Origin of the sequence: Streptomyces sp. NPDC018029, assembly GCF_044327655.1 — a bacterium.
Lineage (GTDB): Bacteria > Actinomycetota > Actinomycetes > Streptomycetales > Streptomycetaceae > Streptomyces.
Map to the genome: position 1 here is coordinate 406,713 of NZ_JBIRFV010000003.1, position 18,246 is coordinate 424,958.

At 71.5% G+C, this 18,246-nt stretch carries 16 protein-coding genes; 7 read left to right on the forward strand and 9 right to left on the reverse strand.

The window, feature by feature from the left end; translation table 11 throughout:
• The first annotated feature begins 59 nt into the window (after positions 1 to 59).
• Positions 60 to 1,037, forward strand: a complete 978-nt coding sequence (locus ACH4D5_RS10510; RefSeq protein ID WP_398300627.1) for an ATP-binding cassette domain-containing protein — start codon at positions 60 to 62, stop codon at positions 1,035 to 1,037.
• A complete protein-coding gene (locus ACH4D5_RS10515) occupies positions 1,034 to 1,885 on the forward strand; it encodes an ABC transporter permease (protein ID WP_398300629.1) in 852 nt (283 codons plus the stop codon). Before ACH4D5_RS10510 ends, ACH4D5_RS10515 begins: the two co-directional genes overlap by 4 nt.
• 76 nt (positions 1,886 to 1,961) lie before the next feature.
• Here ACH4D5_RS10515 and greA read toward each other — a convergent pair whose 3' ends face one another.
• Positions 1,962 to 2,459, reverse strand: coding sequence for a transcription elongation factor GreA (gene greA, locus ACH4D5_RS10520; RefSeq protein WP_398300631.1), 498 nt, complete (start codon positions 2,457 to 2,459; stop codon positions 1,962 to 1,964).
• 175 nt (positions 2,460 to 2,634) lie between these two features.
• Entirely contained in the window at positions 2,635 to 3,078 is a 444-nt protein-coding gene (locus ACH4D5_RS10525) for a DUF4307 domain-containing protein (protein WP_398300632.1), read from the reverse strand.
• Between the two features lie 170 nt (positions 3,079 to 3,248).
• Here ACH4D5_RS10525 and mca point away from each other — a divergent pair, with 170 nt between their 5' ends.
• Together mca and ACH4D5_RS10535 are read left to right on the forward strand one after the other, a co-directional pair.
• Complete coding sequence (gene mca / locus ACH4D5_RS10530; RefSeq protein ID WP_398300634.1) at positions 3,249 to 4,130, forward strand: mycothiol conjugate amidase Mca; 882 nt, start codon at positions 3,249 to 3,251, stop codon at positions 4,128 to 4,130.
• 19 nt (positions 4,131 to 4,149) lie between these two features.
• A complete protein-coding gene (locus ACH4D5_RS10535) occupies positions 4,150 to 4,398 on the forward strand; it encodes a hypothetical protein (RefSeq protein WP_398301417.1) in 249 nt (82 codons plus the stop codon).
• A 40-nt stretch (positions 4,399 to 4,438) separates the two neighbouring features.
• On the opposite strand, the gene ACH4D5_RS10540 is transcribed toward ACH4D5_RS10535, so the two are convergent.
• Positions 4,439 to 4,687 (reverse strand): chaplin, encoded by a 249-nt coding sequence (locus ACH4D5_RS10540; protein WP_398300636.1) that lies wholly within the window; start codon positions 4,685 to 4,687, stop codon positions 4,439 to 4,441.
• A gap of 431 nt (positions 4,688 to 5,118) precedes the next feature.
• Here ACH4D5_RS10540 and ACH4D5_RS10545 point away from each other — a divergent pair, with 431 nt between their 5' ends.
• Positions 5,119 to 6,159, forward strand: a complete 1,041-nt coding sequence (locus tag ACH4D5_RS10545) for a hypothetical protein (protein ID WP_398300638.1) — start codon at positions 5,119 to 5,121, stop codon at positions 6,157 to 6,159.
• 81 nt (positions 6,160 to 6,240) lie between these two features.
• Here the strand turns inward: ACH4D5_RS10545 and ACH4D5_RS10550 are convergent, their stop codons facing one another.
• Both ACH4D5_RS10550 and ACH4D5_RS10555 read right to left on the reverse strand, forming a co-directional pair.
• A complete protein-coding gene (locus ACH4D5_RS10550) occupies positions 6,241 to 6,480 on the reverse strand; it encodes a chaplin family protein (RefSeq protein WP_398300640.1) in 240 nt (79 codons plus the stop codon).
• 141 nt (positions 6,481 to 6,621) lie between these two features.
• On the reverse strand, positions 6,622 to 9,876 hold the full coding sequence (locus ACH4D5_RS10555) for a tetratricopeptide repeat protein (protein WP_398300642.1): 3,255 nt from the start codon (positions 9,874 to 9,876) through the stop codon (positions 6,622 to 6,624).
• A 114-nt stretch (positions 9,877 to 9,990) separates the two neighbouring features.
• Between ACH4D5_RS10555 and ACH4D5_RS10560 the strand changes: the two genes are divergently transcribed.
• Complete coding sequence (locus tag ACH4D5_RS10560) at positions 9,991 to 12,012, forward strand: thioredoxin domain-containing protein (RefSeq protein ID WP_398300644.1); 2,022 nt, start codon at positions 9,991 to 9,993, stop codon at positions 12,010 to 12,012.
• A 69-nt stretch (positions 12,013 to 12,081) separates the two neighbouring features.
• Here the strand turns inward: ACH4D5_RS10560 and ACH4D5_RS10565 are convergent, their stop codons facing one another.
• From ACH4D5_RS10565 to ACH4D5_RS10580, 4 genes are all read right to left on the reverse strand, one after another.
• Positions 12,082 to 12,837 carry a Mut7-C RNAse domain-containing protein gene (locus tag ACH4D5_RS10565; protein WP_398300646.1) on the reverse strand — a complete coding sequence of 252 codons (756 nt, stop codon included), beginning with the start codon at positions 12,835 to 12,837 and terminating at the stop codon, positions 12,082 to 12,084.
• Positions 12,838 to 12,866: 29 nt separating this feature from the next.
• Positions 12,867 to 13,502, reverse strand: coding sequence for a TetR/AcrR family transcriptional regulator (locus ACH4D5_RS10570; protein WP_398300648.1), 636 nt, complete (start codon positions 13,500 to 13,502; stop codon positions 12,867 to 12,869).
• A 4-nt stretch (positions 13,503 to 13,506) separates the two neighbouring features.
• Positions 13,507 to 15,024, reverse strand: coding sequence for an MFS transporter (locus tag ACH4D5_RS10575; protein ID WP_398300650.1), 1,518 nt, complete (start codon positions 15,022 to 15,024; stop codon positions 13,507 to 13,509).
• Positions 15,025 to 15,138: 114 nt separating this feature from the next.
• On the reverse strand, positions 15,139 to 15,876 hold the full coding sequence (locus tag ACH4D5_RS10580; protein WP_398300652.1) for a hemolysin III family protein: 738 nt from the start codon (positions 15,874 to 15,876) through the stop codon (positions 15,139 to 15,141).
• Between the two features lie 316 nt (positions 15,877 to 16,192).
• Here ACH4D5_RS10580 and ACH4D5_RS10585 point away from each other — a divergent pair, with 316 nt between their 5' ends.
• The gene (locus tag ACH4D5_RS10585) at positions 16,193 to 18,052 is read left to right on the forward strand and encodes a phosphoenolpyruvate carboxykinase (GTP) (protein ID WP_398300654.1); all 1,860 of its coding nucleotides are present in this window, start codon (positions 16,193 to 16,195) and stop codon (positions 18,050 to 18,052) included.
• The last annotated feature ends 194 nt before the right edge of the window (positions 18,053 to 18,246 follow it).

Here is an 18,246-nt window from a genome sequence, read left to right on the forward strand (position 1 = left end):
GGCAAACCTAAGCTTTCCGTAGAAAGTCACCGGAAGTCACCCACACCAGGGGGAATCTCATGCCAGGCGCCATCTACGCCGAAGGTCTGGTGAAGACCTTCGGCGACGTACGTGCTCTGGACGGCGTCGATCTGGATGTCCCGGAAGGTACCGTGCTCGGCCTCCTGGGGCCGAACGGCGCGGGCAAGACCACGGCGGTCCGCTGCCTGACGACACTGCTCACCCCGGACAGCGGCAAGGCGGTCGTCGCGGGCATAGACGTCCTCAAGCATCCGAACGAAGTGCGGCGTTCGATCGGCCTGTCCGGCCAGTTCGCCGCCGTGGACGAGTATCTGACAGGCCGCGAGAACCTCCAGATGGTCGGCCAGCTCTATCAGATGAAGGCCAAGGAGGCGAAGGCAAGGGCGGGCGAACTGCTCGACCGGTTCAACCTCGCCGACGCCGCCGACCGCCCCTCCAAGACGTACTCCGGAGGCATGCGCCGCCGCCTCGACCTCGCCGCCGCGCTCGTCGTCTCGCCGCCCGTGATGTTCATGGACGAGCCGACCACCGGCCTGGACCCGCGCAACCGCCAGCAGCTGTGGGAGGTCATCCAGGAACTCGTCTCGGGCGGTACGACACTGCTCCTGACCACGCAGTACCTCGAAGAGGCCGACCACCTCGCGCACGACATCTGCGTCGTCGACCACGGCCGCGTCATCGCCCGCGGCACCTCCGACCAGCTCAAGGCCCAGACCGGCGGCGAGCGCGTCGAGGTCGTCGTGCACGACCGCGAGCACATCGCCACCGCCTCCGAGGTGCTGCGCGGCTTCGGCAAGGGCGAGGTCGCCGTCGCCGAGCACACCCGCAAGCTGACCGTCCCGGTCGCCGGTGGCGCCAAGCTCCTCGCCGAGGTCATCCGCGAGCTGGACACCCGCGGCATCGAGATCGACGACATCGGCCTGCGCCGCCCGACCCTCGACGACGTCTTCATCTCCCTCACCGGGCACGTCGCCGAGCTGGCCGACGAGGGCAACGGAAAGGAGACCGGCAAGTGAGCACCGTCACCGACACCGCGCGCACGGCGGCCCCCAGGCCCGCCGGCGGCATCGGCCAGTCCGTCAGGGACTCCCTGGTCGTCGCCAAGCGGAATCTGATCCGGATGTCGCGCATCCCGGAGATGGTCATCTTCGGCCTGATCCAGCCGATCATGTTCGTGGTGCTGTTCAGCTATGTGTTCGGCGGCTCCATGATGATCGGCAACAGCACCGATCCGGCGGACTACCGCAACTTCCTGATGGCGGGCATCTTCGCGCAGACCGTCACCTTCGCGACCGCGGGCGCGGGCGCCGGCATCGCCGACGACATGCACAAGGGCCTCATCGACCGCTTCCGCTCCCTGCCCATGGCGCGCGGCGCGGTCCTCACCGGCCGCACCATCGCCGACCTCGTGCAGACCGCGCTGACCCTCCTGGTCCTCGCGATCGTGGCGGTCCTCGTCGGCTGGCGCATCCACGAGGGGATCGGCAAGGCCCTCGGCGCCTTCGGCCTGCTGCTCCTCCTGGGGTACGCGTTCACCTGGGTCGGCGCGCTCATCGGTCTCTCGGTCCGCACTCCGGAGGCGGCGACTTCGGGTGGCCTGATCTGGCTCTTCCCGGTCACCTTCATCTCGAACGCGTTCGTGGACTCCAGCAAGATGACGCCCTGGCTGCGGCATGTCGCGGACTGGAACCCCTTCAGCGCGACCGTCCAGGCCTGCCGCGAGCTCTTCGGCAACCCCGGGGTGTCCCCGTCCGACGCCTGGCCGATGCAGCACCCGGTCTGGGCCTCGGTGATCTACTCGGTCCTGATCATCCTGATCTTCCGCACCCTGTCGGTCCGCAAGTACCGCTCGGCGACGGCCTGAGCGCACACGACCGAGCCCCCGGCACCTCGCTTCAGGGTGCCGGGGGCTCAGTCGTGTGCGGAGCTCTGGGAGCGCGCTAGGCCGCGTACGGCTTCGCGGCGAGGATCTTCACGGAGGCGAACTTGCCGTTCGGCAGTTCGTACTGCGCGTTCTCGCCGATCTTCTTGCCGTTCACGCCGGTGCCCAGCGGGGACTGCGGCGAGTACGTCTCGATGTCGCCGCTCGCGTACTCACGGGAGGCGAGCAGGAAGGTCAGCGTGTCGTCCTCGTCGCCGTCGAAGGCGATGGTGACGACCATGCCGGGCTCCACGACCCCGTCGTCGGCCGGCGCCTCGCCGACCCGTGCGGTCTCCAGGAGCTGGGTGAGCTGGCGGACGCGGAGCTCCTGCTTGCCCTGCTCCTCCTTGGCCGCGTGGTACCCGCCGTTCTCCCGCAGGTCGCCCTCCTCGCGCGCCGCGGCGATCTTGGCCGCGATCTCGGTGCGCGCAGGACCAGACAGGTACTCCAGCTCGGCCTTGAGCTGGTTGTACGCCTCCTGGGTCAGCCAGGTGACGTTCTCGCTGGTCTGGGTCACAGGTGCTCCTCGTAGGTACTGGGAATACAAAGCATCGCCCTACCCAGAAGGATGTTCCTTCACGGGTGGGCGAAACCACGAGCCTAACAATTCAGGCGCCCAAGGGGGAGGACATAAGCCATCAGATTTGCGTCAACGCAGGTGAGCGCGGTAAACGCCGGAATGTCGGCCGATGTCAGTCGGAGTGGCAGCCCAGCAGCTCGACGCTGGTGGCCCTACTTGTCGTACGCAGAGTGACGACCTTGTCGATACGGTCCGTGCGCTGGTCGAAGCGGAAGTCCGCGCGGCCGACCTCGGCGCCGGACTCCGCCTGCGAGCGCAGGGTGCAGTAGCCCCGGGCGTCCGTGTCCTTGCGGACTTCCAGATGAGCCTCGACGGACCGGTCGGACACGACGTCGAACTTGATGACCTCGGCGCTGACCTTCGTACCGTTGACGTAGTCGTAGCCGAACCAGCCGACGACACCGAGCAGCAGCACGCCGAGCACCGAGCCGACGATCTTCAGCTTGCGGTCGGCGGCCTCGTCGGCCGTGCGGGAGCGGCCGTACCGCCCCTCGGGAACACCCTTGGAGGAGCCCTCGGAAGGCCCTTCGGGGAGCTTCGAGCCCACCGCCGCCATGATCGTCCTCCAGGAACAGTGGATGCCGGAATTTTCCGCCCCCCGGTTCCGTCACTATAGAAGCCTCCCGCCCGCCACCCGACCGCCGCCCCTCATCGACGCCCCTGCGGGGCGGCACCTGTTCAACGCGCCGGATCACCGAGGGCGCCCGATTACTTGAGGATCGAGTCTTGACTGAGCAGCTTCGACTGATGGCCGTGCACGCCCACCCCGACGACGAGTCGAGCAAGGGCGCGGCCACCATGGCCAAGTACGTGTCCGAGGGGGTGGACGTGCTCGTCGTGACCTGCACGGGCGGGGAGCGCGGCGACATCCTCAACCCCAAGCTCCAGGGTGACACCTACATCCAGGAGAACATCCACGAGGTGCGCAAGAAGGAGATGGACGAGGCGCGCGAGATCCTCGGCGTCAAGCAGGAATGGCTCGGCTTCGTCGACTCGGGGCTCCCCGAGGGCGACCCGCTGCCGCCGCTGCCCGAGGGCTGCTTCGCCCTGGAGGACGTCGACAAGGCCGCCGGTGAGCTGGTGCGCCAGATCCGCGCCTTCCGTCCGCAGGTCATCACGACGTACGACGAGAACGGCGGATATCCGCACCCCGACCACATCATGACCCACAAGATCACGATGGTGGCCTTCGACGGTGCCGCGGACGCCGAGAAGTACCCGGAGAGCGAGTTCGGCCCGGTCTTCCAGCCACAGAAGCTCTACTACAACCAGGGCTTCAACCGCCCGCGCACCGAGGCGCTGCACCACGCGATGCTCGACCGCGGCCTGGAGTCGCCGTACGGGGACTGGCTGAAGCGCTGGGACGAGTTCGAGCGGGTCGAGCGCACGCTGACCACGCACGTTCCGTGCGCCGACTTCTTCGAGATCCGTGACAAGGCCCTGATCGCGCACGCCACGCAGATCGACCCCGACGGCGGATGGTTCCGGGTGCCGATGGAGATCCAGAAGGAGGTCTGGCCCACGGAGGAGTACGAGCTCGCGAAGTCGCTCGTCGATACATCCCTCCCCGAGGACGACCTCTTTGCGGGCATCCGCGACAATGCCTAGCGTGAACGCACATCTGGCAATGACGCATCTCGTCCCTCTTGCCAAGGAGGTCGACGACGACAAGGTGACTCCGGGTGTCCTGGGCTTCATCGTCTTCGCGGTGATGGCCCTGGCCGTCTGGGGCCTGATGAAGTCGATGAACCGGCACATGCGGAAGGTCGACTTCAAGGAGCCGGCGGAGACGGAGTCCGCGGAGAAGGAGCCGGTCGGCGCGGCGGCGGGCGAGGACGCGGGCGCCGTGCGGCGGGAGTCCGACAGCGGGAAGTAGAGAAGTGCCCCGTCGTGTCAGCGCGCGACGGGGCGGTGGGCTACTTCGAGACGCAGGTGTTGCCGGCCGCCGGGTTGAGGAGGCCGATGACGTTCACGGTGTTGCCGCACGCGTTGACGGACAGGTCGACGGGCACCTGGACGACATTGCCGCTGAGGACGCCGGGGGAGTTCTTGGCCTTGCCGTGGGCGACTGCGCCGGGCGAGGAGTCGGCGGTGGCGGCGCCGGCGCCGCCGATGACGGTGGCCGTGACGAGGGCCGCGGTGATGAGGATCGAGCGCGTGCGCATGGGTGCCTCTCTGCACAGAAGAACGGACCCCACAGACCTCACCGGACCGGCCCGCGGGCAAAACGATCGTGGGCCGTATGCCGGAGCAGAGCCGCCCGTCCGTGGGCACCGGCGGCGAGCGGTCCCCCCATCTCCTCAGTGATCGAGTACGTGCCGCCGGGCGGCTTCTCCAGTGGCGGGGCGCATGAAGCGTGCATAGAACGGGATACACGCTCACGCGCGGGGCGAGGACGTCCCGCTGAAATGGAGAAGAGAAGATGGCCGCTGAGTCATTCTCTGCCGCCGCTGGGGATTCTTCCGGTACCGGCGAACCTCTGGTTTCGACGTCGGTTCACTGGGGCACCGCGCAGCTCGGCGCCCCACCGCGTGACCAGCCCGCCCCGTGGCCCCGGACGGCAGACCCCACAGCCGAACCGACACCCGACCCGACCGTGGACGGAGCCGTCGAGCTCGACCGCGACGTCGTCCCCCCGGACCCGCCCCCGTACGACGTCGACGACGGACCCCCGGCCCAGGTGGTGCCGGAGACCGACGAGGGCGCGGTCGCGGACCTCATACGCGTCGCCGTGGTGTCCAGGCCGCTGGACGATGTCGTCGACCTCGTCACCCGCCTGGAGCAGTCGCCGACCGGCATGCCGACCGCGGCCTCGGTGCTCCGCCTGGCCGCCGTCGCCCGGTCCGTCGACGACGTCACCCGCCTGGTGGAGCTGCTCGGTCCGCCCGAGCACCCCGCCGAGCCCATGAACCAGGCCATCCGGCACGCCGCCGAGGAACGCCCCATTCCGGAGGTGAGCCGGCTCGTCCACCTGCTGTCCCGGCCCCCGCACGATCCGCACAGCGGCGCCGAGGTGGTGCACGCCGCCGGTACGACCAGGTCCGTCGAGGAGCTGATGCAGCTGATCGGCAACCTGAAGGAGCACAGGAACGCCGACGCCGAGGCCGACGCCGAAGCGGCCGCAGAAGCCGCGGCCGCCGGAACCGCGGGCACGGCGGCCACGTCGTCCGACGAAGCCGTCCGGCCCTCGCCCGGCACGGTCCCCGGCGCGGCACCGCTCGCCGCGCGGGACAGCGCACGCCTCGTCTGGCTGCGCCGCGCGGCAGGCGTGCTCCTGCTGCTCTGTGCGGCCGCTCATTTCCCGCTGAACTGGTCGGACGCGCCGAGCCTCGGCCTGCCGGCCGCGATCGCCGTCTCCGCGGTCTGCGCGGCGGCGGGCGTGGCCCTGTTCCTGAGCGGGTCTCCGCTCGTGGCCGTGGCGAGCACCCTCGTCGCGGGCGGGCTGACGCTCGGCCATCTCGTGGACGGCCGGGTCGACTCCACGACCCTCAGGTACGTCCTGCGGCCCGACGGGGTCACCGCACCCCTCCCGACCCTGTCGGCGGCGGTCGCGACGCTGGCCTCCCTGCTGGTCGTGGCGCTCACCGTCGCCGCCCTCAGGGCCGCCGCCGGACGGTACCCGGCGCCGCCCCGATGACCGGCGGCCGATGACCGGCACGTGACAGGCAAGAAGGAAGGCCCCGCACCGGCGGGGCCTTCCTCATGTGTGCGCCGACCGTCAGTTGGTCTTGCAGTGGTTGCCGGTCGCGGGGTTGAGCACTCCGACGATGTCGATCGTGTTGCCGCAGATCGGGACGTCGACGTCGACCGGGACCTGGACCGCGTTTCCGCTGATGATGCCGGGGGAGTTGGAGACCTCCGCGTTGACCGGGTCGGGGTCGGCGACGGCCGCGCCGGCACCGCCGATCACGGTGACGGCGGCGAAGGCGGCTGTGGTGAGGATGGAGCGAGTACGCATGAATACCTCTTCGTAGGAGGAGAAGCGGACTCTGCGAGCGTCACCCGGGCCGGTTCACGGCGACAGCGGTCGTAGGCCGACAGTAGGAATAATGACCTCTTTCGTGTCATTTCGGCTGAAGTCCGATTCTGCAGCGTCGGCTCAGCTCGGCCGGGGCACGTCGACCCCCATCACCTCCCGCGCATGCCGGCTCGGCACCATGCCGAGCCGCCACGCCTGCCAGCCCGTCTCCAGCTCGGCGCCCCGCTCCAGGAGCAGGCCGTACGCCTGGACGTACTCGGCGAGCTTGCCGTCCCGGGTCGGATGGCCGGCCCGGGTCAGCTGGCCGAGCTCCTCCTGGGCGACCGCCGTGCCGATCTCCCAGCCGCCCGGCGAGGCGTACGGCAGCAGGGTGCAGCGCAGGAAACGGGCCCAGTCGCCGCCGCGCCGGTCGCCGTAGGAGGCGAAGAGCTCGATGGCCTCGTCGCACAGGGCGAGCGCCTGCTGGCTGCGGTTGTTGCCCGCGTCGACGACGACCAGCTCCAGACACGTCCAGGCCTCGCCGTGCGCGACGCCGATGCGCTGGAAGTCGGCGCGGGCGTCCACGAGGAGCTGGCGGGCGAAGCCGGAATTGCGCAGGGAGCCCGTCTGGGCGGCCCGCTGGTCGCGGGTGACGCGCGCGGAGTGGTGCCGGGCGCACGCCAGGCCGTACACGTCCCGCATCCGGGAGAACATCGTGCGGGCCCGCTCCAGCTCCCGCACCGCCTGGTCCAGGCTGCCGGTCTCCTCCAGGGCCTGGCCGAGGTAGTACAGCGACCAGGCCTCACCGCGCGCGTCATCGTTGTCGCGGTGCCGGGACACCGCGTGGCGCAGCCCGTCGACGGCGGGGGACGGGTCGCCGTCCACCAGGCGGGCCCGCGCCAGCTGCGTGAGCGCCCAGGCCTCGCCGCGCGCGTCACGCGTGCGGCCGTACAGGTCGAGGGCGGTCCGCAGCTCGCCCTCCGCGCGCGGCACGTCACCCATGCGCAGGCAGAGCTGGCCGAGCTGGAAGTGCGTCCAGGCCTCGCCGTGCACAGAGCCGCTGTCACGGTGCAGCGCGAGCGCCGTCTCCAGCATGCCGAGGGCGTGCGCCAGGTGGGCGCGGTCCCGCTCGACGGCGGCCAGCGCGTGCAGCGTCCAGGCGCGGTCGCCCGCCAGCTCGTCGGCGGCCTGCAGGTCGAGGGCCTCCGTGAGGCGGGCCGCCGCCTCCGTCAGGTTGCCCTGGTGGTGCAGGGTGATGCCGAGGGAGCCGAGGGCGCGGGCGGCGGCCGCGTCCTGGTGGGCCTCGAAGTACAGGTCGACGACGGAGTTCAGCGTCGTGCGGGACTGGTCGAGCTCGCCGAGCTGACGGGCCGCGATGCCCGTGCGCCACTGCACGCTGCGGCCGAGCAGGCCCTGGTCGATGGCCTGCGTCAGTTCGTTGATCTCACCGAGGCGGTAGAGGTCGCCGCGCAGCAGGCAGTAGTCGCACAGCGCGCCGAGGAGGTTGAGCACGGCCCGCTGGTCGACGCCCTCCGCGTGCCGCAGGGACGCCGTGATGAACGTCGACTCGTCGTCGAGCCAGCGCAGGGCCGCGTCGAGCGAGGCGAAACCGTGCTGCCCGAACTGGTTGGCGCGCGTGGACGTCTTGCCGTCGACCAGCCGGATCACCGTGTCGGCCAGCTCTCCATAGCTGGCGATGAGGCGCTCCTGCGCGGCGGTGCGCTCGGCGGCCTCCTCCTCGTCCAGGAGGCGGGCCCTGGCGAAGGAGCGGACGAGGTCGTGCAGGCGGTAGCGGCAGGCCGGGGCCTCGGGGGCCTCACCGGTCCCGTTCCGGGGGCGGGGGCGGTCGAGCAGGCCCGCGCGGGACAGCGCGGTCAGCTGCCGGGCCGCCTCTTCCTCGTCCGTGCCGAGCAGCGCCGCCGCGGCGGCCGTGCCCAGCGAGGCGCGCCCGGCGAGCGCGAGCCGGCGCAGCAGCCGCCGGGCCGGTTCCGGCTGGTCGGAGTAGCGCAGCCACAGGACACGCTCGACAGGACCGACCTTGTCGGCGGGGCCGTACGCCGACAGGTCGGCGGCCAGCTGACGCGGCGTCCGCGGACCGAGCGAGGAGCCGGCGGCGCGCAGCGCCAGCGGCAGCCCGCCGCACAACTCCCGCACCGCGTCCGCCGATTCGGCATCGTAGGGCCCGGAGAGGTCCTCCGCGGACTCGCGGAGCAGCTCCTCGGCGCCCGCCTCGTCCAGCGCGTCGACCGGCAGCCGGTGCACCCAGGCGGGCAGGTCCGCGGGCAGCTCCAGCGGCTCCCGGGCGGTGACGAGGACGAGGCTGTCCGAGCGCTCCGGGACCAGCGTGCGGACCTGCTCGGCGTCGCCGGCGTCGTCGAGGACGATCGTCACCGCGACGCCCGTCAGATACTGGTGGTAGAGCTCGCTGAGCCGCTTGAGCTGCTGCTCCTGCGAGGACCGCTCCCGGAACAGCAGCTGCTCGCGCGGGGCGCCCAACCGGTTCAGCAGATGCATCAGGGCGTCGCGCGTGGACATCGGGGACTCCTGCGGGCTGTCGCCGCGCAGGTCCACCACGCAGGCGCCGCGGAACTGGTCCCGCAGGTCGTGCGCCGCCCGCACCGCCAGCGAGGTCCGCCCGGAGCCCGGCGCGCCGTGCAGCACGACGACCGTGGGCCGGGTGTCGGTGCTGGCGCGCGCCGCGTGCACCCACCGCGCGATCTGCCCCAGCTCGGCCCGCCGGCCCACGAAGGGCGCCGCGGTCTCCGGGAGTTGCGCGAAGGACTGCTGCAGCACGCTGCGCCGCCGGGCCGCCGCGCTCTTGTCCGTGCCGCGCAGCTGGGGCGCCGACTTCTTCGCCGCGTGCGAGCCGGTCGATGCGGCGAGGACCCGCTGCTGGTCGAGGAAGGGCCGGATGCCGCGCACCTCCAGGGCCGTCAGCCACTGCAGCCGCAGCTGCTCGGGCCCGCCGGGCCTGCTGAGCTCACCCGCGCGGCGGCTCGCCGCGGGCACGTGGGAGGCCGTCACCTTCACGACCGTCGCCGCCGCGCCCGCCACGGCGACGACCGCGCCGGTCCCGAGCGCCGTGCCGACGCTCGTGCCGAACGACAGGTCGGACACCCCCGCCGCGAGCGCCGCAACCACCGCCACGAGCAGCGGAGTTCCGGCGCCCTCCTTCGCGTACCGCTGCGCGAAGGTGAGCCGGCCCGCCTCCGCCTCGTCGAGCGCTCCGGTGTACGCCGTGTACTCCTCGGCGGCCGTCTGCGCCATGGCGTCCAGCGCGCCGCGCGCCCGCGAGAGCAGTACGCTCCCGTCGACGCGCCCGCCCGACCGCCGGACCTCCTCCTCCACGGCCCGTGCCAACAGCCGCTCGGCCTCGGCCCGATGGCTGTCCCGCATATGGGTTCCCCCTCCGAGAGCAACAGTTGCCTGCGGTCACAAGTGTCCTGCGTACGGGGCCCCGGCGCGAGGGCGTCCGCCGATCGGGGCCCGGTGTGCGCGAGGATGGGCACCATGCCGAACCGACTGGCCCATGAGACGTCCCCCTATCTCCTTCAGCACGCCGACAACCCCGTCGACTGGTGGCCCTGGTCGGCCGAGGCCTTCGAGGAGGCGCGCGAGCGTGGAGTGCCGGTGCTGCTGAGCGTGGGCTACAGCAGCTGCCACTGGTGCCACGTCATGGCGCACGAGTCCTTCGAGGACGAGGCGACGGCCGCGCTCATGAACGAGAAGTTCGTGAACATCAAGGTCGACCGGGAGGAGCGGCCCGACGTCGACGCCGTCTACATGGAGGCCGTGCAGGCCGCGACGGGCCAGGGCGGCTGGCCCATGACCGTCTTCCTCACCGCCGACGCCGAGCCCTTCTACTTCGGCACGTACTTCCCGCCGGAGCCGCGGCACGGCATGCCGTCGTTCCCGCAGGTCCTCGACGGCGTCCACCGGGCGTGGACGGACCGGCGCGGCGAGGTCGCCGAGGTCGCCGGGAAGATCGTGCGGGACCTCGGGGAGCGGCAGCTCACCCACGGCTCGGGCGAGAAGCCCGGCGAGGACGAGCTCGCGCAGGCGCTGCTCGGCCTGACCCGGGACTACGACGCGACACACGGCGGGTTCGGCGGCGCGCCGAAGTTCCCGCCGTCCATGGCGGTCGAGTTCCTGCTGCGGCACTACGGCCGCACGGGCGCGGAGGGCGCGCTGCAGATGGCCGCCGACACGTGCGAGCGGATGGCGCGCGGCGGCATCTACGACCAGCTCGGCGGCGGCTTCGCGCGCTACTCCGTGGACCGCGAGTGGGTCGTGCCGCACTTCGAGAAGATGCTGTACGACAACGCGCTGCTGTGCCGCGCCTACGCCCACCTGTGGCGGGCCACCGGCTCCGAGCTCGCGCGCCGGGTCGCCCTGGAGACCGCGGACTTCATGGTCCGCGAACTCCGCACGAACGAGGGCGGTTTCGCCTCCGCGCTCGACGCGGACAGCGCGGACCCGGCGACGGGCGCGCATGTCGAGGGCGCGTACTACGTGTGGACGCCGGGGCAGCTGCGGGAGGTCCTCGGGGAGGACGACGCGGAGCTGGCGATGAGCTGCTTCGGTGTGACGGAGGAGGGCACGTTCGAGAAGGGCGCGTCGGTCCTCCAACTCCCGGTCCAGGACGGCCTGGTGGCGGACGCCTCCCGTCTCGCCTCCATCCGGGAGCGGCTGCTCGCGGCGCGCGCCGAGCGGCCCGCGCCCGGCCGGGACGACAAGGTGGTCGCCGCCTGGAACGGCCTCGCGATCGTCGCGCTCGCGGAGGTCGGCGCGTACTTCGACCGGCCCGACCTGATCGCGGCCGCCGTCGGCGCGGGCGATCTTCTCGTACGGCTCCACATGGACCCGCGCGCACGGATCGCCCGCACCTCCAAGGACGGCCAGGTGGGGGCCAACGCGGGCGTCCTCGAGGACTACGCGGACGTCGCGGAGGGCTTCCTCGCGCTGGCCGGGGTCACCGGTGAGGGGGTCTGGCTGGAGTTCGCCGGTTTCCTCCTCGACCACGTCCTCGCGCAGTTCGTGGACGAGGAGAGCGGCGCGCTGTACGACACGGCGGCGGACGCGGAGCGGCTCATCCGGCGCCCGCAGGACCCCACGGACAACGCGGCGCCGTCCGGGTGGACGGCCGCCGCGGGCGCGCTCCTGTCCTACGCGGCCCACACCGGCGCCGAGCCGCACCGCACCGCCGCGGAGCGGGCCCTCGGCATCGTCAAGGCGCTTGGCCCCCGCGTGCCGCGCTTCATCGGCCACGGTCTCGCGGTCGCCGAGGCGGCGCTGGACGGGCCGCGCGAGGTGGCCGTCGTGGGCGACGTCCTCGGCGACCTGCACCGCACGGCGCTGCTCGGCACCGCGCCCGGCGCCGTCGTCGCGGCCGGCCCGGCGGGCAGCACGGAACTCCCCCTGCTCGCGGACCGCCCCCTGGTCGACGGCCGCCCGACGGCGTACGTCTGCCGCGGCTTCGTCTGCACGGCCCCGACGACGGACCCGGCGGAACTGGCGGGGCTGCTCTCCTAGACCGCCGTCACGCACGAGGCAGCCGCCCGGACCGCCGAGCTGTACGCGGATCCGGTCCGGGGGTGCTGCCTAAGCCGTCCGCGCCGCGGACCGGTGCTCCGGTGTGCCGAATTCCGCCATCGCCCGCTCCACGATGTCCTCCAGGCGGTCGTGGTGGGCGCCCCGCCAGAACACGCGGTCGCAGCTCTCGCACTGGGCGAAGACGTCGTACGTGCCGCGGGTGCCGCCCTCCAGGAGGTCCGCGACCTCCTCCTTCGTGGCCGACCGGAGCGTGCCGTTGCACGCGCTGCAGCGGGTCCAGGGGCGCAGCTCGGGGGCGAAGCGGCCGAGGACGTCGCGGAGTTGGTCGTCGGGGCGGTCGCTGTAGACGTACGCCCCGGCCCACAGCTCGCGGCGGCGCAGCAGCCCGCGGTCGCGGCTCAGCAGCACGCGCCGTTCGGCCGCCGAGCGCGCGGCGAGGGCCGGGTCGCCGATGTCCGTGCTCTCGTACGCCGCGTCGACGCCGAGCAGCCGCAAGCGGCGGGCCAGCGTGCCGAGATGGACGTCGAGGAGGAAGCGGAGCGGGGCGCCCGGCACCGGCTGGGGGCGCGTCACCGCGCGCACGGTGACCGTCTCGCCCGCCGCGGGCACGTGTCCGGCGGCGACCCCGCGGCCGTCCACCACGAGCGCGCCGACCTCCGTCAGCGGGACGCCGAGCGACTCGACGACGTGCCCGAGCGTGGACACCCCGTCCGTGACGGCCGCGGTGGGTCCGCCCCGGCGTGTCTGCGGGACGAAAATCCCCAGCTCGGGGGCGAAACTGATGGAGATCTCCGGACCGTTCATGCCGTCAGGATGGCATGCCGGGCCGGGCGTCACCGGGAATTTCCCGCCTCAGGGAACCCGTGCGCCAACATGTCGAGGGTCCGGTCCACGAGTACGGTCAGGTCGTCCTTGTGGTCGTGCTCCGCCCAGTACGCGGCGGTCTCGGTGAGCGCGCCGATCAGCCCCATCGCGAAGGTCCGCACCTCCAGCTCGTCCGCGTCCCGGCCGGTGCGCTCCGCGATGACGCGGCGCAGGATGCCGCCGGTGACCGACATGCTCTCCAGCATCCGGGAGCGCACGGCGGGCACCTCGATCATCAGCTTCGTCCGCAGCCGCGACACCTCGGGCTCCTCCGCGTGACCGAGGCCGACGGCCCGTCGCAGCACGTGCCGCAGGGACTCCACGATCGGTTCGTCGGCGGGACGCTCCCGCAGCTCCTGCTCCAGGAGCGGGTCGAACTCGTCGGTGAGGACGATGTCCTCCTTGGTCGGGAAGTAGCGGAAGACGGTGGAGGGGGAGACCTCCGCCGCCTCCGCGATCTGCTCGACCGTCGTCGCCTCGTACCCCTGGGCCCGGATCAGCCGGTACGTCGCCTCACGGATCGCGAGGCGGGTCTTGAGCTTCTTGCGCTCACGGAGCCCCGGCCGGGGGGCGCCCGTGGGGGCGGAGATACGTGCGGCCGTCATGACCTCATTGTCGGGCATCGGCCCCGGTCCTGGGCAGGAGCGCGGCGACGAACAGCGCGGTCACCAGGGCGGCGACTCCGCTGACCAGCAGGACGAGGCTCATGCCGTGGAGGTACGCGGAGTTCGCGGACTCGATGAGTCCCGGCGCCCCGGTCCGTTCCGCGACCCCGTGCGCGGCGACCACCGAGTCCCCGGCGGCGTCGGCCGCGGGCCCCGGCAGGCCGCCGGTGTCGAGCCGGTCGGTGTAGACCCCGGCGAGCAGCGAGCCGAGCAGCGCGATCCCGAGGGCGCCGCCCACCTGTCGTACCGTCATGAGCAGCCCCGAGCCGGAGCCCGCGCGCTCCACGGGCAGCGCGCCGAGCGCCGAGTCCATGGCCGGCACGATCGCGCAGCCGAAGCCGAGGCCGGCGATCGAGAGCCACAGCGCGGTGAAGCCGTAACCGCTGTCGACGTCCGTGCGGCTGCCCAGTATCGCGGCGAAGGCGAGGACGACGAGCCCGCCGCTGATCACCGCCCGCGCCCCGAAGCGCCGGACGACCGGCTCCGCGCCCTTCGCGGCGACGAGGAGACCGCCCATCATCGGCAGCATCCGCACACCGGTGCCGAAGGCGTCGTTGCCGAGGACGGCCTGGAGGTACTGCGGCAGCACGAACATCAGGCCGGACAGCACGAACATCACCAGCGTCGCCGCCATCGTGTTCAGGAAGAAGCCACGGTTGCGCAGCAGCGACATGTCGAGCATGGGCCGCGTCATCCTGCGCTCCCGCAGCACGAGCGCGGCCACGAGGAGGGCGGCGCCGGCCAGCGTCGCGACGACCAGCGGGTCGCCCCAGCCGCGCCCCGGCGCCTCGATGACGCCGTAGACGAGGGCGCCGAGGCCGGCGGCGGTCAGGGCGGTGGAGACGACGTCGACCTTCGGGGCGGCGGGGTCGCTGGTCTCGGGGAGCAGGAACAGGCAGGCGGTGAGGCCGATCGCGACCATGGGGACGTTGATCAGGAAGATCGAGCCCCACCAGAAGTGGTCGAGGAGCCAGCCGCCGACGATCGGCCCGAGCGGCGCGCCGAGCGCGGAGGCGGCCGAGACGATGCCGACGGCCTTTGTCCGCTCGCCGGGCTCGAAGAGGGCGGGCAGCACGGCCATGGCGAGCGGCATGACGAGGGCGCCGCCCACGCCCATGACGGCACGGGCCACGACGATCAGTGAGACGTCGTCGGCGAGCGTGCCGATCAGCGAGCCGGCCAGGAAGATCCCGAGCCCGGTCATCAGCATCCTGCGACGTCCGAAGCGGTCGCCGAGGAGTCCGGCGGGGAGCATGAGGGCGGCGAAGACGACCACGTAGGCGTCCGCCATCCACTGCTGCTCGCCCGTGCTCGCGCCGAGCTGCTCGGCCATCGTCGGCAGCGCGACGTTGAGGATCGTCATGTCGAAGCCGAGCACGAGCATGCTCGCGACCAGGGCGGCGAGGGCCCACCAGCGGCGCGGGTCCTGCCGCACGGCAGCGGTATCAGTGACAGTCACCATGAAATGAGAGTAACTCTCAAAAGAAGTGCACTGTCAACATCGGGAACCGTCCCGGGCATGAAAAAAGTGGCCGCGACTCGGAAGTCGCGGCCACTGAAAGGGAGAGGGGGAGCGTCAGCCGTGCTGGTAGGCCACCAGGGAGATGCCCACGTAGTGCACGGCGAAGGCCGCCAGGGTCAGCGAGTGGAAGACCTCGTGGAAGCCGAAGAAGCGGGGGGAGGGGTTCGGGCGCTTGATGCCGTAGATCACGCCGCCCACGCTGTAGAGCACGCCGCCGACGATGACCAGGACGAGCACCGCCACGCCGCCCGTGCGCATGAAGTCCGGCAGGAAGAAGACGGCGGCCCAGCCCATCGCGATGTAGCACGGGGTGTAGAGCCAGCGCGGGGCGCCGACCCAGAAGACCCGGAAGGCGATGCCGGCGACGGCCGCCCCCCAGATGCCCCACATCAGCCACCGCCCCTTCGCGTCGGGGAGCAGCAGCAGGGTCAGCGGGGTGTAGGTGCCCGCGATGATCAGGAAGATGTTGGCGTGGTCGAGCCGGCGCAGGACGCCGTCGGCTCTCGGGCTCCAGTTGCCCCGGTGGTAGAGCGCGCTCACGCCGAACAGCAGACACGCGGTCAGGGCGAAGATGCCGCAGGCGAGGCGGCCGCGGGAGGAGTCCGCGAGCGCGGTGAGCACCAGGCCCGCGACCACCACCGCGGGGAACATGCCCGCGTGCAGCCAGCCGCGCATCTTCGGCTTCACGGGGAGCGGCATGGAGTCCGGGGACGGGGCGAGGGAGGGGTTGTCGGAGCCTGCCGAGGGGTCGTCCGCGGGCTGCGGGATCGCTTCGGGGACGTGAGCGGTCATGTGCCGCATCGTACCTACGGGCCCGTAAGTCCGGAATCAAGCGGTGGCTTCTCGGCCAGAGAGGGACGGTTCCGCGCCAGAAGGGGACGGTTCCGCGTCAGAAGGGACGGAACCGCGCCCTCGCACCCGTACCCGTACAAGTGGCGATGCTCACGCCGCTCAGGTGTGAAGCCCTCTGGACAGATGCGCGCGAGCGTCGGATGATCAAATGAGTGCGGTCGGCACCGGATGAGCGCCAAAGTACGTCCACGTGAAGCGTCCGGGTCGCAGCCCCCACGGGGCATACATCCTGAAAACCCCTCGATTAGGAGCAATCGTGGCGCGCGACATCGCGGCTCCCCTGTCCTTGGGCACTGCCCCGACCAACCACCGGGAGCTCGTCTCCTGGGTCAACGAGATCGCCGAACTGACGCAGCCCGACCGCGTCGTCTGGTGCGACGGATCCGAGGCCGAGTACGAGCGCCTGTGCGAGGAGCTCGTCGCCAAGGGCACGTTCAAGAAGCTCGACCCGACTCTGCGCCCGAACTCGTACTACGCGGCCTCCGACCCGACCGACGTCGCGCGCGTCGAGGACCGCACCTTCATCTGCTCCGAGAAGGAGGAGGACGCGGGCCCGACCAACCACTGGAAGGCCCCCGCGGAGATGCGGGAGATCTTCCGCGGCAAGGACGAGCAGGGCGGTGTCTTCCGCGGCTCCATGCGCGGCCGCACCATGTACGTCGTGCCCTTCTGCATGGGCCCGGTCGGCTCGCCGCTGTCCGCGATCGGCGTCGAGATCACCGACTCGGCGTACGTCGCCGTGTCCATGCGCACCATGACCCGGATGGGTCAGCACGTCCTGGACGAGCTCGGCGACGACGGCTTCTTCGTGAAGGCCGTCCACACGCTCGGCGCGCCCCTCCAGGAGGGCGAGGCCGACGTCCCGTGGCCCTGCAACACCACGAAGTACATCTCGCACTTCCCCGAGGACCGCGAGATCTGGTCGTACGGCTCCGGCTACGGCGGCAACGCCCTGCTCGGCAAGAAGTGCTACGCCCTGCGCATCGCCTCCGTCATGGCCCGCGACGAGGGCTGGCTCGCCGAGCACATGCTGATCCTGAAGCTCACGCCCCCGCAGGGCGAGAGCAAGTACGTCGCGGCCGCCTTCCCGTCCGCCTGCGGCAAGACGAACCTCGCCATGCTGGAGCCCACGATCTCCGGCTGGACCGTCGAGACCATCGGCGACGACATCGCCTGGATGCGCTTCGGCGAGGACGGCCGGCTCTACGCGATCAACCCCGAGGCCGGCTTCTTCGGCGTCGCGCCCGGCACCGGCGAGCACACCAACGCCAACGCCATGAAGACGCTGTGGGGCAACTCCGTCTTCACGAACGTCGCGCTGACGGACGACGGCGACGTGTGGTGGGAGGGGATGACGGAGGAGACCCCGGCGCACCTCACGGACTGGAAGGGCAACGACTGGACGCCGGAGTCCGCCCGCGAAGCAAATGGATACCGTCCGGCCGCGCACCCCAACGCCCGCTTCACCACCCCGGCCTCGCAGTGCCCGATCATCGCGCCCGAGTGGGAGGACCCCAAGGGCGTGCCGATCTCGGCGATCCTCTTCGGCGGCCGGCGTGCCAGCGCGGTGCCGCTGGTGACGGAGTCCTTCAACTGGCAGCACGGCGTCTTCCTCGGCGCGAACGTCGCCTCCGAGAAGACCGCCGCCGCCGAGGGCAAGGTCGGCGAGCTGCGCCGCGACCCCTTCGCCATGCTGCCGTTCTGCGGCTACAACATGGGCGACTACATGGCGCACTGGGTCAAGGTCGGCGCGGACAAGGACCAGTCCAAGCTGCCGAAGATCTACTACGTGAACTGGTTCCGGAAGAACGCGGACGGCAAGTTCGTGTGGCCCGGCTTCGGTGAGAACTCCCGCGTCCTGAAGTGGATCGTGGAGCGCCTCGACGGGAAGGCCGAGGGCGTCGAGACCCCCATCGGCATCCTGCCGACGGTCGACTCGCTGGACACCGACGGCCTCGACCTCGCCAAGGACGACCTGGAGTTCCTGCTCACGGTCGACAAGGAGGTCTGGCGCGAGGAGGCCTCCCTGGTCCCCGAGCACCTCAACACCTTCGGCGACCACACGCCCAAGGAGCTGTGGGACGAGTACCACGCGCTGGTGGAGCGCCTCGGCTGACGTTCCGCTTGACGTCTCCCGCGCATCCCGGAGGGGCCCCGCACAACGGCGTGCGGGGCCCCTCCGCGTGTCCGCACGCGCCCCCGCCCACCGGTCCTCGCAACTTATACACCTTGCCTTCACACGGATCTCACATGTTTCAATGACCCCCACGGGGGCCGGTGATCGTCACGGGCCGTCAAAACAGCCTGTGG

What these genes read in the sequence shown, in the direction of transcription:
- ACH4D5_RS10555 (WP_398300642.1), bottom strand. Translation starts at nt 9,876, where the DNA reads ATGCGGGACAGCCATCGGGCCGAGGCCGAGCGGCTGTTGGCACGGGCC.
- ACH4D5_RS10540 (WP_398300636.1), bottom strand. Translation starts at nt 4,687, where the DNA reads ATGCGCACGCGCTCGATCCTCATCACCGCGGCCCTCGTCACGGCCACC.
- ACH4D5_RS10575 (WP_398300650.1), bottom strand. Translation starts at nt 15,024, where the DNA reads ATGGTGACTGTCACTGATACCGCTGCCGTGCGGCAGGACCCGCGCCGC.
- ACH4D5_RS10510 (WP_398300627.1), top strand. Translation starts at nt 60, where the DNA reads ATGCCAGGCGCCATCTACGCCGAAGGTCTGGTGAAGACCTTCGGCGAC.
- ACH4D5_RS10570 (WP_398300648.1), bottom strand. Translation starts at nt 13,502, where the DNA reads ATGACGGCCGCACGTATCTCCGCCCCCACGGGCGCCCCCCGGCCGGGG.
- ACH4D5_RS10525 (WP_398300632.1), bottom strand. Translation starts at nt 3,078, where the DNA reads ATGGCGGCGGTGGGCTCGAAGCTCCCCGAAGGGCCTTCCGAGGGCTCC.
- ACH4D5_RS10535 (WP_398301417.1), top strand. Translation starts at nt 4,150, where the DNA reads ATGACGCATCTCGTCCCTCTTGCCAAGGAGGTCGACGACGACAAGGTG.
- ACH4D5_RS10560 (WP_398300644.1), top strand. Translation starts at nt 9,991, where the DNA reads ATGCCGAACCGACTGGCCCATGAGACGTCCCCCTATCTCCTTCAGCAC.
- ACH4D5_RS10580 (WP_398300652.1), bottom strand. Translation starts at nt 15,876, where the DNA reads ATGACCGCTCACGTCCCCGAAGCGATCCCGCAGCCCGCGGACGACCCC.
- ACH4D5_RS10550 (WP_398300640.1), bottom strand. Translation starts at nt 6,480, where the DNA reads ATGCGTACTCGCTCCATCCTCACCACAGCCGCCTTCGCCGCCGTCACC.
- ACH4D5_RS10565 (WP_398300646.1), bottom strand. Translation starts at nt 12,837, where the DNA reads ATGAACGGTCCGGAGATCTCCATCAGTTTCGCCCCCGAGCTGGGGATT.